This is a genomic window from Pseudomonas sp. JDS08PS003 (assembly GCF_045013505.1).
GTDB lineage: Bacteria > Pseudomonadota > Gammaproteobacteria > Pseudomonadales > Pseudomonadaceae > Aquipseudomonas > Aquipseudomonas protegens_B.
This window is the reverse complement of record NZ_CP120724.1, coordinates 4,008,852-4,020,273: the sequence shown is the minus strand read 5'-3', so window position 1 is coordinate 4,020,273 and position 11,422 is coordinate 4,008,852. Positions and strand designations below refer to the sequence as shown.

The 11,422-nt window shown below is 64.5% G+C and carries 13 protein-coding genes and 1 tRNA gene; 10 read left to right on the top strand and 4 right to left on the bottom strand.

Annotation, left to right across the window (positions count from 1 at the left end; all coding sequences use genetic code 11):
* Nucleotides 1-58 precede the first annotated feature (58 nt).
* Nucleotides 59-772, top strand: coding sequence for a class I SAM-dependent methyltransferase (locus tag P7C00_RS17815; RefSeq protein WP_346634220.1), 714 nt, complete (start codon nucleotides 59-61; stop codon nucleotides 770-772).
* 78 nt (nucleotides 773-850) lie between these two features.
* Here P7C00_RS17815 and P7C00_RS17810 read toward each other — a convergent pair whose 3' ends face one another.
* On the bottom strand, nucleotides 851-1,303 hold the full coding sequence (locus tag P7C00_RS17810) for a hypothetical protein (RefSeq protein WP_346634221.1): 453 nt from the start codon (nucleotides 1,301-1,303) through the stop codon (nucleotides 851-853).
* Between the two features lie 196 nt (nucleotides 1,304-1,499).
* On the opposite strand from P7C00_RS17810, the gene P7C00_RS17805 reads away from it, so the two are divergent.
* From P7C00_RS17805 to P7C00_RS17795, 3 genes are read left to right on the top strand one after another with little or no spacing between them, the layout of a single operon-like run.
* Entirely contained in the window at nucleotides 1,500-1,919 is a 420-nt protein-coding gene (locus P7C00_RS17805; protein WP_346634425.1) for a hypothetical protein, read from the top strand.
* Nucleotides 1,920-1,961: 42 nt separating this feature from the next.
* Nucleotides 1,962-2,096 carry a hypothetical protein gene (locus P7C00_RS17800; protein ID WP_404936994.1) on the top strand — a complete coding sequence of 45 codons (135 nt, stop codon included), beginning with the start codon at nucleotides 1,962-1,964 and terminating at the stop codon, nucleotides 2,094-2,096.
* Between the two features lie 15 nt (nucleotides 2,097-2,111).
* A complete protein-coding gene (locus tag P7C00_RS17795; protein ID WP_404936993.1) occupies nucleotides 2,112-2,261 on the top strand; it encodes a hypothetical protein in 150 nt (49 codons plus the stop codon).
* A 6-nt stretch (nucleotides 2,262-2,267) separates the two neighbouring features.
* Here P7C00_RS17795 and P7C00_RS17790 read toward each other — a convergent pair whose 3' ends face one another.
* On the bottom strand, nucleotides 2,268-3,479 hold the full coding sequence (locus P7C00_RS17790; protein ID WP_404936992.1) for an MFS transporter: 1,212 nt from the start codon (nucleotides 3,477-3,479) through the stop codon (nucleotides 2,268-2,270).
* Nucleotides 3,480-3,602: 123 nt separating this feature from the next.
* On the opposite strand from P7C00_RS17790, the gene P7C00_RS17785 reads away from it, so the two are divergent.
* Complete coding sequence (locus P7C00_RS17785; RefSeq protein ID WP_346634224.1) at nucleotides 3,603-4,511, top strand: LysR family transcriptional regulator; 909 nt, start codon at nucleotides 3,603-3,605, stop codon at nucleotides 4,509-4,511.
* A 13-nt stretch (nucleotides 4,512-4,524) separates the two neighbouring features.
* Here the strand turns inward: P7C00_RS17785 and P7C00_RS17780 are convergent.
* Together P7C00_RS17780 and P7C00_RS17775 are read right to left on the bottom strand one after the other, a co-directional pair.
* Nucleotides 4,525-4,599, bottom strand: a tRNA-Gln gene (locus P7C00_RS17780).
* 169 nt (nucleotides 4,600-4,768) lie between these two features.
* On the bottom strand, nucleotides 4,769-5,473 hold the full coding sequence (locus P7C00_RS17775; protein ID WP_404936991.1) for a hypothetical protein: 705 nt from the start codon (nucleotides 5,471-5,473) through the stop codon (nucleotides 4,769-4,771).
* 177 nt (nucleotides 5,474-5,650) lie between these two features.
* Here P7C00_RS17775 and P7C00_RS17770 point away from each other — a divergent pair, with 177 nt between their 5' ends.
* From P7C00_RS17770 to P7C00_RS17750, 5 genes are all read left to right on the top strand, one after another.
* Nucleotides 5,651-7,246, top strand: coding sequence for an FAD-binding oxidoreductase (locus tag P7C00_RS17770; protein WP_404936990.1), 1,596 nt, complete (start codon nucleotides 5,651-5,653; stop codon nucleotides 7,244-7,246).
* Nucleotides 7,247-7,250: 4 nt separating this feature from the next.
* Nucleotides 7,251-8,846: a glycerol-3-phosphate dehydrogenase/oxidase gene (locus tag P7C00_RS17765; RefSeq protein ID WP_404936989.1), complete on the top strand. Its 1,596-nt coding sequence runs from the start codon at nucleotides 7,251-7,253 to the stop codon at nucleotides 8,844-8,846.
* A 21-nt stretch (nucleotides 8,847-8,867) separates the two neighbouring features.
* A complete protein-coding gene (locus P7C00_RS17760; protein ID WP_404936988.1) occupies nucleotides 8,868-10,442 on the top strand; it encodes an FGGY-family carbohydrate kinase in 1,575 nt (524 codons plus the stop codon).
* Between the two features lie 128 nt (nucleotides 10,443-10,570).
* A complete protein-coding gene (locus P7C00_RS17755; protein ID WP_346634228.1) occupies nucleotides 10,571-11,074 on the top strand; it encodes a hypothetical protein in 504 nt (167 codons plus the stop codon).
* Nucleotides 11,071-11,304, top strand: a complete 234-nt coding sequence (locus P7C00_RS17750) for a DUF4287 domain-containing protein (RefSeq protein WP_346634229.1) — start codon at nucleotides 11,071-11,073, stop codon at nucleotides 11,302-11,304. The genes P7C00_RS17755 and P7C00_RS17750 overlap by 4 nt, the downstream gene beginning before the upstream one ends.
* Nucleotides 11,305-11,422: the final 118 nt, after the last annotated feature.

Genomic DNA, 11,422 nt, shown 5'->3' with positions numbered 1-11,422 from the left:
AATTTTTATTATTGATCGCCATGACCTAGCTTGGCTCGACAACCTTTGGAGCCACGCTGTGAACTCATCTTCTGTGAACTCGATTGAAAAGTTCGATACCGCCCGGGCCGAGGAATATGCGCGCCAGAGTCGCATCGCCCTGGCCGGGTATGACGCCTGCCACGATCTGACCGCCTGCATGCTGGCGGCCAGCCTGGGTCCATCGGGCTCGGCCAACATACTGGCCGTAGGGGCGGGTGGAACGGCTCAGGAAATCATCGCCATGGCGGCCTTGGAGCCGGGCTGGCGCTTTACCGCGGTGGACCCTTCGGCGCCGATGCTGGAGGCGGCCCGCCAGCAGTTGCAAGCGAACCGGTTGCTGCACAGAACAGAGCTGCGACTGGCCACGGTGGATGATCTGCCGACGGAGGAGCTCTACGAGGCGGCCACCCTGATCGGGGTGCTGCACCATCTGCCCGGCGATGACGCCAAGCGCCAGCTCCTGCAAGCCATAGGCCGACGTCTCAAGCCCGGTGCGCCGCTGGTTGTTGCGGGCAATCACTACGCCTACGCCAGTCAACCCTTGTTGCTCAAGGCCTGGGGCCAACGCTGGCGTCAACAGGGTGCGACTGCGGATGAGGTGCAGGCCAAGCTGGGGAAAATCCTCCAGGGCGCCGACCCGCCGCACTCCGAGGCGGCGGTGCAGCGGTTGCTTGAGGAGGGTGGTTTCAGCGAGGGAACGCGCTTCTTCAGCAGCCTGTTCTGGGGCGCCTGGCTGAGCCGCAAGGTGTGATGAAGGGGGCTGCCCAGGGGGCCGAAGGCCCTGGGCGTCGAGGGCCCCGCCGTGGCGGGGCCGTGGTGCTGCGGGTGGTCAAACCGTGGCGATCATGCACCCTATGGCGCCAGACTCCTGGTAAATGACCCGGGTGTTGTGAGCGTTGGCGAAGGCCCGCAAGCCACGTTTGGCAACGTCGCTGTAACCCAGGGCCACGGCCCAGCGTGCCGTGACGGGGCTGGTGTACTTGGTGAGTTTTTCGATGTCTTTCTGGGTTTCGGCCAGCAGCTTGTTGCCGGCGTTGGTGGCACTTTCGACTTTCAGCTCGATGGCATAAAGCTCGTTGTTGTGCTTGGCCAGCACGTCCAGGCGCAAGGTCGAATTCGGTTCGGGATAGGGCACTTCGCGGGCGGCGGACAGCTGGGCCGAGCGCAGCAGCATCAGAAACTCGACTTGAAACCACACTTCCCAGGCGGCGCCGGTGCTGATGGCGGCTTCGATGCGGGCGTGGTCGCTCAGGATGAGTTGGCTGAGGTCGGTGTTTTTCATGGGGTATTCCTCTTCGTTGGGGGTGCAAAGAGGAACGTGCGGAAGGTGGCGGGTGTGAATCTGCTGGCCAGATCATGGGTGGGGTGGGCTATTCTTCGCGGCCCGCAATGAACAGGGCCGGTCATTACCCCATGGCGCCAAATGAAGGTTCTACCTGCGGATTCCGGCAGTCATCAACGAAGCACACGGGTTGGATATGGACATCGAACGTCTCCTGAAAAAACGTCAGCTCAATGTTCAGGAACAAAACACTCTCAGAGCCTACGAACTGGAATGCACCGCAAGGAGCTGGCGGGACGCGGGTATGCCCCAGGCCTTGTTGGATTACGCCGAGTCACAGGGTGTCGACTGGTCGGCAACCATCGTCCTCAAGTTGGATATCGACTTTCCTGGAATGTCCAGTCTGTTTGGCTTGTTGTTGACCCAGGACGAGCGCTTCATCGATTTTGAAATCGAAACCGACCCCACTCACCGGCAGGTTGAAGCGGTGGAGTGCTGGAAAGACATCACCGCCACTCTGAATCATTCGACGTGCAACCGAGGTACAGGCAAGGGCTTCACGGCCATCGCGCTGCAAGTCCGGCGCGAGTTGCTGGGACAGGTCGATCACGGGTGATTGGCGAGTGGAGGGTTTTCTGCCCTATGAGGAGTGGCTTTTATGCCTGAGCGAGTACGCCGCCTGCGAGCGGATTTCATTGACGTCCTGGATGAAGTGTCACCCTTGCTGGCCCGTGCCTATGAGCAACTCGGACCCGTACCGCAGGATCACGCATTGGCCCAGGCGGGCTTGTAGCATGGGCGGGAAATCGTGCTCGATTACCTGGAGCACAACGAGGCCGGGGTCGCCTTCGAGCATTTGCTGTACATGATCAATGAGCCACCTCTGGTGATTTCAGCGCATTGTCGGGCAGCCCTGTTGCGGATAGCCGAGCGCCTGGGGATGCCCCTGAAGGCATGAGCAGGATCAAGCCTCATTCGCTTTCCTGGCGCCTGGCTGGCTCAGGTTGGCCGCGCCCAGGCAGTAGAACAGCCCGCCGGCGACAATGAACGCCCCCAGCATGTAGAAGATCCAGTGGGCCGGTTGGCTGGCCAGGACCATGCCGCAGAGTATCGGACCCAGGGCGCCGCCGAGGTTGGAGAGGTTCTGTGCGCCGTAGTACAGGCCCCGCAACGGCTCAGGGGCGATCAGGTCGATGAACATGTACTCGGCGGGAAACACGATGATTTCCCCCAGGGTGAACACCACCATCGACAGTACCCACAGCGGCAGGCTGGTGGACAGGCCAAACCCGCTGACCCCCAGCAGAAACAGCCCCAGCCCGGTTGCCAGCCAGCGGTTCAGATGGCGCGGGGAAATCCGCCGGCCAATGCTGTACTGCAAGGCAATCACCAGCAGGGCGTTGGTCGCCACCAGGGTGCTGATGATGCGGTAGGTGGCCTCTGGGGACGTGGTGATCACCAGGTACTGCGAGAGATAGGCCGAGAATTGGCCAAAGACCACGGCGCTGAGCAGGCCGCCGAGGGTGAAGCACACCAGGCGGTAATCGCGCAGCAGCTGTTTGCCCAGGGTCGGGAAGGAGAGCGGCGCTGGCGTTGCGCCGGCGCCGTCCAACTGTCTATCGCCCCAGATCAGATGGATTGCCAGGAACCCGGCACCCAGGGCAGCGGATATCAGAAACGGCAGGCTGATCTCCAGGTGCGCCAGCCCGGCGCCGAGAAACGGGCCCACGGCGTAGCCGATATTGGTCAGGGTGTACTTGATCGAGAAGGCTTCGCCACGTTGCTCCACCGGCAGGCGCTGGGCAAAGCCGGCCTTGATCGCGATGTCGATCACCGCGTAGGCCAGGTTGATCAGCACCAGGCACAGGTAGAACAGCCACAGCTGGCGGGCCGTGAAGGTGCCGATAAAGCCCAGGGTGAAGAGTGCGCAGCAGCCGAGGATCAGGCGGTGGCTGGCGGTCCTGTCCACCAGGAAACCGCCATACAGGCTCAGCAGCGAACCGAGGATCAGGCTGCTGCCGATCACCAGGCCGATGTCGCTCACCTGCAGGCCAAAAGCGCTGTTCAGGTAGATCACCAGATAGGGCAGGGTGATGGCCCGGGCCAGGGTCAGCACCAGGGTGCCGGTGAGCAGCAGGTTGATCGCCTTCGGGTAGCCTTTCAGGGTGCGCAGCATCCGTGCCTCATCGTCCGTAGCAGGGTCTGGGGAGAATGCAGCCAGCTTACTGGGGAATCTGATTCTGTTTTATGATGATTTTTACCCAATGAATGGAATCAGATTCATGAATGTGAGGCGCCGATGTTTTCTTCCGAACGCTTGAAGGGGATCGATGTATTTGTCTGCGTCGCCGACTGCGGCAGCTTCAAGGGCGCCGCCGAGCGTCTCAACCTCACCGCTTCCGCCGTCAGCAAGGCCATTGCCCGGCTGGAGGGGCGGTTGCAGGCGCGGCTGTTCCAGCGCACCACCCGCAGCCTGGCGTTGACCGACGCGGGGACGGCTTTCTACCGCACCTGCAGCGGTGTGCTGGCCGATCTGGAAGAGGCCGAGCTGGCGCTGAACGCAGAAAACACCGAACTGCGGGGGCGGGTGCGCATCGATCTGCCCGGGACCTTTGGCCGCTCCCAGGTGTTGGCCGCCGTCTTGCGGTTCGCCCGGGAACACCCCGGCTTGCAGCCGCACATCACCTTTTCCGATTCCGCCATCGACCCGCTCGAAGCCGGCGTGGACATTGCCGTGCGCCTCGGCGGTTCGGGCCTGTGGCCGGCGGCACTGGGGCATCGCTGCCTGGGTCGTGAGTGGCACCTGTTCTGCGCCTCCCCCGATTACTTGCGCCGCCATGGCACGCCGCTGACCGACCAGGACCTGGAACGGCACCAGTGCATCGCCTATGGCTGGGTGGACGGCCGAGTCAGCCCCTGGAACTTCGCCACCGGGCGTCCGGGCGAGAGCGAGCGCCGGGTGATGTCCGCCAGTTGCGTGGTGGGGGATGGCGAGGGCTTGTTGATGACGGTGCTGGAAGGTTACGGGATCGCGCAATTGCCTTCGTGGCTGGTCAAGCAGCAGCTGGCGCAGGGCACCCTGGTCGAAGTGCTGCCGCAGTGGGCCAGCGAAGGGCAGGCGATTCATCTGCTGTGGCTGAAAAGCCGGCAGGGGTTGCCCAAGGTCAGCGCATTGCTGGAGGTGCTGGAACGGAATCTGGGGGGATGAACATGAAGAAAAATGGCAGGGGCGGCTGGATTCGAACCAACGCATGGCAGGATCAAAACCTGCTGCCTTACCGCTTGGCGACGCCCCTGTAGCTGTTGCGACGTTACTTGCTTTGACTGCCGGACCGGGGAGGGCCGCTGCAAGAACGGGCGCAAATTTATCAATTTCTGCGCGGGCTGTGAAGCCCCAAAAGCAAAAAAATGAGTTTGAAAACAGCTGCTTAGTCTTTTTCAGTGCTCTTTTGCAGTCTGTAGGGCTCAGATCGCCAGGTAAGCGGCCTGTGAATCCGTCAAGGGCCGGGCCATGTCCAGGGCGCGGCGGATGGCCCGCAACTCTGCGCCTTCAAGGGCGCGGCGGCCCAATTCATAGTCGTCACCCCCGGGGCCAAGGTGCACCGAAAGCAGCCCGAACAGTTGCCCGCCCACGTCTTCGATGAACATTTCCATATAGCTTTCGTACGGGGCGTGGGCGCAGAGGTAGAGCAGCCCCTGGACCTCGGCGCGACTGCAGTTGTCGATGGCCTCCCAGGTCAGGCAACTACCCTGTTCGCTCCCAATCAACGGCATGTGCCAGGCGTCCTGTACCAGCGGTTGGGCGCGCAGGGCCGCCGGCAGGGGCTGACAGGACAGGACCAGGAAGCGGTACCTCGGCCGGCCATGGTGGATGGCATTGCGTGGAGCGGGAGGTTCGGCTGCCGGGCCGGTGATCCTGACCCGCAGCAGCTGGCTCAGGGCAATTTCCGAAGGCTGCTCGTTCCAGCCATTGAGGTCGGCAACCGGCGGGCACCAGATCAGTTGCAGGGTTTCGCCGATCACGATGCCGTCCTGGTGCTGGAAGAAGGCCGAGTGTTCCTCGCCTACCACCGGCAGCAAGTCATGCAGGTGCAAGGTCGGCGCGCCGTAGTCGATGCCCAGATCGGTGGACCAGAACAGTGGGGCGCAGGTTTTCAGGGGTGCCGGCATGGGAGCGAGCCTGTGATGGGGAGGGGGAGGATTCTTCGGCAACTGGCGCCGGATGTCACCTCTGTCTGACTCAATCGGCTACATCCCCTGGCGCGATGCGACCGTGACAGCGTCCAGCCGCGCACTAGTATAGGGAGCCTGAAGCAAGACCTATAAGAACAGCAGAAGGACACACGTATGCGACGCTGGAACGGCTGGGGGGATGCATCCACGGTGGTCGAATTGCCGGCCCAGGGCGCGGGGTTTCTGGCCGAGCGCCTAGGACCGGGGCGCCGCTTGCCGGAGGCGACTCTGGAACAGGCGCTGGCCAAGGTGCCGGCCTCTCGCCTTGCTGCCCACCCGCTGTATTGCATCGACCCTCAGGAGCGCCTGCTGCATGCACGCGGCCAGAGCCTGCCGGACTGGCTGGCCCTGCGCGAAGGTGAGCTGGGGGTTTATCCGGATGCCGTGGCCTTTCCGGAAACCGCCGAACAGATCCGTCAGTTGCTGGCCCTGGCCGAGGATCGCGACCTGTGCCTGATTCCCTACGGCGGCGGCACTTCGGTGGCCGGGCACATCAATCCGGGCGGGTCGGAGCGGCCGGTGCTGACGGTGTCCCTGGCGCGCATGAGCCGCCTCCTGGACCTTGATGAAGACAGCCTGCTGGCCACTTTCGGCCCCGGTGCCAGCGGCCCGCAGGTGGAGAGCCAACTGCGGGCTCGCGGCTACACCCTGGGGCACTTCCCCCAGTCCTGGGAGCTGTCGACCCTGGGGGGCTGGGTGGCCAGCCGCTCCAGTGGCCAGCAGTCGCTGCGCTATGGGCGCATCGAGCAGCTGTTCGCCGGGGGCACCCTGGAAACCTTTGCCGGGCCGATGCCTATCGCGACTTTTCCGGCGTCTGCGGCCGGACCGGATCTGCGGGAAGTGGTGCTGGGCAGCGAAGGGCGCTTCGGGATCATTTCCGAGGTCAAGGTCAGGGTCAGCCGCTTGCCGGACGACGAGCGCTTCTACGGCGTGTTCCTGCCGGACTGGACCCAGGCCCTGCAAGCGGTGCGCGCCCTGGCCCAGGCCCGGGTGCCGCTGTCGATGCTGCGCCTGTCCAATGCCCTTGAGACCGAAACCCAACTGGCCCTGGCCGGCCATCCCACGCAGATCGCCTGGCTGGAAAAATACCTGGCCCTGCGCGGTGCGGGGCCGGGCAAGTGCCTGCTGACCTTCGGCGTGACCGGCAATCGCCAGCAGAACGCCTTGTCCCTGCGTCACGCCCGGCGGCACCTCAAGGGGTTTGGCGGGGTCTTTACCGGGACTTTGCTGGGCAAGAAATGGGCGCAGAACCGCTTTCGCTTTCCCTACCTGCGCGAAAGCCTGTGGAATGCCGGCTACCTGGTGGACACCCTGGAAACCGCCACCGACTGGAGCAATGTCGACCGCCTGTTGCAACGCATCGAGGGCAGCCTGCGGGACGGCCTGGCTGCCGTGGGCGAGCAGGTGCATGTGTTCACCCACCTGTCCCATGTCTATGGCGAAGGGTCGAGCATCTACACCACTTACGTATTCCGCCCGGACGTCCAGTACCCGGCGACCCTGGCCCGCTGGCAGGCCCTCAAGCACGCCGCCAGCCAGACCATCGTCAATCACCACGGCACCATCAGCCACCAGCACGGGGTGGGCAAGGACCATGCGCCGTACCTGTTGCGAGAAAAGGGCGCGCTGGCCATCGACACCCTGCAGGCCCTGAGCCGCCACTTCGACCCCGCCGGGCGCCTCAACCCCGGCACCCTGTTGGAGCAGTGAAGCCATGAGCCAGGACTGGAACGGCCAATGGCGCCAACAAGCGCTGTCCGGCCTCGGGGCACAAACCTGGGACCTGATCGTGATCGGCGGCGGTATCAGCGGCGCCGGGATTGTGCGGGAAGCGGCGCGGCGCGGCTGGCGTTGCCTGTTGCTGGAGCAGCGGGACTTTGCCTGGGGCACCTCCAGCCGCTCATCGAAGATGGTCCATGGCGGCTTGCGCTACATCGCCAAGGGCCAGTGGCGCCTGACCCGGGACTCGGTACGCGAGCGCCAGCGCCTGCTGCAGGAGGCCCCCGGGCTGGTGGAACCCATGAGTTTCCTGATGCCCCATTACCGTGGCCAGTTTCCCGGGCCCAAGGTGTTCGGTGGCCTGTTGACCCTGTATGACGCCCTGGCCGGGCGCCGCAACCACAGTTTTCATGATGCCGCGCACCTGCGCTTCCTGGCTCCGGGGGTGAAGGAGCCGGGCCTGCTGGGGGGCACCTGTTTCCTGGATGCCCTGACCGACGATGCGCGCCTGGTGATGCGGGTGCTGGCCGAGGCCCGGGCCGATGGCGCGCAGGTGTTCAGCGGCCTGCAGGTTACGGGACTGCTGCGCGAAGGCGGGCGGGTCTGCGGGGTCGAGATCGAGGACCGTGAAGGCGGGGCGCCGCAACAGCTGCGTTGCGCCGCTTTGGCGGTGGCCACCGGAGCCTGGGCCGAGCGCCTGCGCCCGCCGGGCAGTGCCCGCCAACTGCGGCCCTTGCGCGGCAGCCACCTGTTGCTGCCGGGCTGGCGGTTGCCGGTGGCCCATGCCTTCAGCTTCATGCATGCCGAGGACGGTCGGCCGGTGTTCGTCTTCCCCTGGGAAGGGGCCACGGTGGTGGGCACCACCGATCTTGATCACCGTGACGATCTGGACCAGAGCGCCAGCATCAGCCAGGAAGAACTCCAGTACCTGCTGGCCGCCTGTGCCCAGCAGTTTCCCCAGGCTCAGGTGAGCGCCGCCGATGTGCTCTCGACCTGGGCCGGGGTGCGTCCTGTAGTGGCCGGCGCGGGTGGGGAGCAACCGGGCAAGCCGTCCAATGAAACCCGCGAGCATGTGCTGTGGCAGGAACCGGGCTGCGTGACCCTGGCCGGCGGCAAGCTCACCACCTTCCGGCCCCAGGCCATCGAGGTGCTGCAAGCCTGTGGGGCGATGCTCGGGCGCAGCGTGGAGGACGACGGCGAACCGGTGTTCTCCCCGCTGGCGCTCCTGGATATTCCCGGGCTCAGCGCGGCTCAGTTGCGGCGCCTGGCCGGGCGTCATGGCCGCGACTTGCCCCGAGTAGCGCAGCGGGTGGCCGAGCTGGGAGGCGATTGCGTCGGCGCCAGCGACACCCTGTGGGCCGAGCTGGCCTTTGCCGCCGAGGCCGAGATGGTCCTGCACCTGGACGACCTGCTGCTGCGCCGTACCCGGCTCGGTCTGCTGCTGGCCGAAGGCGCGGCGCAGTACTTGCCGGCCATCCGCCGCCTGTGCCAGCCCCGGCTGGGCTGGGACGACGCGCGCTGGCTGGCCGAAGAACAGCGCTATCGCGACCTGTGGCAACGCCATCACAGCCTGCCGCCCGTCACCCCTTGATGCCCCAACCAAGAGAGCCGCATGGACAACCACAACAACAATAAGCAGGACTACCTGCTGGCGATCGACAACGGCACCCAGAGCGTGCGCGCGCTGCTGTTCGACCTGTCGGGCAACTTGCTGGGCAAGGGCAAGGTGGAGCTGGAGGCCTATTTTTCGACCCAGCCCGGCTGGGCCGAACAACACCCGGACTACTACTGGGCCAAGCTCGGCGAAGCCTGCCAGCGCTTGTGGCAGCAGACCGGCGTCGACCGCTCACAGATCCGCGGCGTGTCCCTGACCACCCAGCGCGGCACCCTGATCAATGTCGACGCCCAGGGTAAAGCCCTGCGTCCGGCCATCCTCTGGCTCGACCAGCGCCAGGCCGAGGTCGAGGGCCGCATCAAGGGGCCTTGGGGCTGGCTGTTCAAGCTGATCGGCGCCGAGGCCACGGTGGAGTACTTTCGGGCCCAGGCCGAAGCCAACTGGGTGGCCCAGCAGCAACCCGAGGTGTGGGCGGCCACTGACAAGTTCCTGCTGCTCTCGGGCTTTCTCACCCATCGCCTGACCGGCAACTTCGTCGACTCCGTTGGCTGTTGCGTGGCGTACCTGCCGTTCGACTACAAGCGCTTGCGCTGGGCCGCCCCCAGCGACTGGAAATGGCAGGCCCTGGCCGTGCGTCAGGAGCAGTTGCCGACCCTGCTCAAACCCGGTGAAACCCTGGGCCGGATCAGCGCCGAAGCGAGTCGTCACACCGGTATTCCCGAGGGCCTGCCGCTGATTGCCGCCGGTGCCGACAAGGCCTGCGAAGTGCTGGGCTCGGGCGTCCAGGATTCCACCACGGCCTGCCTGTCCTACGGCACCACGGCCACCATCACCACCACCCGTTCCCGTTACCTGGAAGTGGTGCCGCTGATCCCGCCGTACCCGGCGGCGGTGCCGAATCACTACAACTGCGAGGTGATGATCTTTCGCGGCTACTGGATGGTCAGCTGGTTCAAGCAACAGTTCGGCCTGCGGGAAGTGCAGCAGGCGGCCGAGCAGGGGCTGGAGCCGGAGCAGCTGTTCGATGCCCTGGTCCAGGCGGTGCCGCCCGGGTCCATGGGCCTGACCCTGCAACCCTACTGGTCGCCGGGCATCCGCGAGCCGGGCATGGAAGCCAAGGGCGCCATGATCGGCTTTGGTGACGTGCACACCCGGGCCCATATCTACCGGGCCATCCTTGAAGGCCTGGCCTATGCCCTGCGCCAGGGCATGGAACGCATGGAGAAACGCTCCAAGCTGAAGATCACCCGCCTGCGGGTGGCCGGCGGCGGCTCCCAGAGCGATGCGGCGATGCAGCTGACGGCGGATATCTTCGGCCTGCCGGTGGAGCGCCCCCATGTCTATGAAGCCTCGGGGCTGGGGGCGGTGATCGCCTGCGCGGTGGGCCTGGGCTTGTACCCGGACTTTCCCACGGCCATCAGCGCCATGACCCGGGTGGGCGCGGTGTTCGAACCGCAGCCGCAAGCGCAGCAGATGTACCAGCGGCTGTACAGCGAGGTCTATCTGCGCATGTACCGCCAGCTCAAGCCGCTGTACCAGAGCATTCGCGAGATCACCGGGTACCCGGCTTGAAGGCACGGCGGGCGCCGGCCAGGAGGGGCAAGGATTCCCTGTTCAAAAAAACTGCTTGCCTGGCAAGGCTCATCTATCGTCATCAAGGTGGACGGATCTCTCCGACAAACTGAACCGACGAGCTGAACATGAACCGCCAGGAAGCGCTGAACATCCTATGGAAGCGACTGTTCATCATCTTTGTGCTGCTGTTGGCGGCGTCCCTGGGGGCGGTCGCCCTGGCCGATGGCTACACCATCCCTTCGGTGGTGTTCATCGTTGGCAACATCGGCGGTTACGTGGGCTTTCACCGGCAACTGTCCCACCTCAGCGAGGAGGAGATCATCAGCCTGTGCAGCTCCTGGTTCAACGTGCTGCTGCCTTCGTTCATCGGCGGCATCCTGGCGGGCCTGCTGTACATCCTGTTTATCTCCGGGGTGGTGCAAGGGGAGCTGTTTCCCGAGATCGTCAGTGACAAGAGCTGCAACTACCCCGAGAACAGCTTCTATGTGATTTTCTGCCAGCACGCTGGAGGTTACGCCGCCTATGGCAAGTTGCTGTTCTGGTCCTTTGTTGCGGGTTTCAACCAGAATTACGTGGTCGATCTGATCGAAAACATCAAGGGCAGTAAAAAAGCACAGGGTGAAGCATGAGCGAAGACAGCAAAAACAAAGACAGCCAGGTCAAAGGCCCGGCGTCGTACTTTCCTTCCATTGAGAAAAACTACGGTCAGCCCATCAGCCACTGGCTGGAGCTGCTTGGCGCCGTCAGCGGCAAGAAGCACATGGAACTGGTGGCCTGGCTCAAGTCTGAACACGGCATGGGCCATGGTCATGCCAATGCCTTGGTGGCGCACTTTCTGGCGGGGGCCAAGACCCCTTAGCGCTGCGTGCTGGACGCTGTGGCTTCGCCAGTGAAGGCGTGACTGCCGACATCCGCTTTCCTGGCGAAAAAAAGCCCAAATCCCCTGTGTTCTCTTGGTTCTTTCCTGCGTCGCAACT

What these genes read in the sequence shown, in the direction of transcription:
- P7C00_RS17810 (WP_346634221.1), bottom strand. Translation starts at nt 1,303, where the DNA reads ATGAAAAACACCGACCTCAGCCAACTCATCCTGAGCGACCACGCCCGC.
- P7C00_RS17755 (WP_346634228.1), top strand. Translation starts at nt 10,571, where the DNA reads ATGAACCGCCAGGAAGCGCTGAACATCCTATGGAAGCGACTGTTCATC.
- P7C00_RS17765 (WP_404936989.1), top strand. Translation starts at nt 7,251, where the DNA reads ATGAGCCAGGACTGGAACGGCCAATGGCGCCAACAAGCGCTGTCCGGC.
- P7C00_RS17770 (WP_404936990.1), top strand. Translation starts at nt 5,651, where the DNA reads ATGCGACGCTGGAACGGCTGGGGGGATGCATCCACGGTGGTCGAATTG.
- P7C00_RS17800 (WP_404936994.1), top strand. Translation starts at nt 1,962, where the DNA reads ATGCCTGAGCGAGTACGCCGCCTGCGAGCGGATTTCATTGACGTCCTG.
- P7C00_RS17785 (WP_346634224.1), top strand. Translation starts at nt 3,603, where the DNA reads ATGTTTTCTTCCGAACGCTTGAAGGGGATCGATGTATTTGTCTGCGTC.
- P7C00_RS17750 (WP_346634229.1), top strand. Translation starts at nt 11,071, where the DNA reads ATGAGCGAAGACAGCAAAAACAAAGACAGCCAGGTCAAAGGCCCGGCG.
- P7C00_RS17760 (WP_404936988.1), top strand. Translation starts at nt 8,868, where the DNA reads ATGGACAACCACAACAACAATAAGCAGGACTACCTGCTGGCGATCGAC.
- P7C00_RS17775 (WP_404936991.1), bottom strand. Translation starts at nt 5,473, where the DNA reads ATGCCGGCACCCCTGAAAACCTGCGCCCCACTGTTCTGGTCCACCGAT.
- P7C00_RS17790 (WP_404936992.1), bottom strand. Translation starts at nt 3,479, where the DNA reads ATGCTGCGCACCCTGAAAGGCTACCCGAAGGCGATCAACCTGCTGCTC.
- P7C00_RS17805 (WP_346634425.1), top strand. Translation starts at nt 1,500, where the DNA reads ATGGACATCGAACGTCTCCTGAAAAAACGTCAGCTCAATGTTCAGGAA.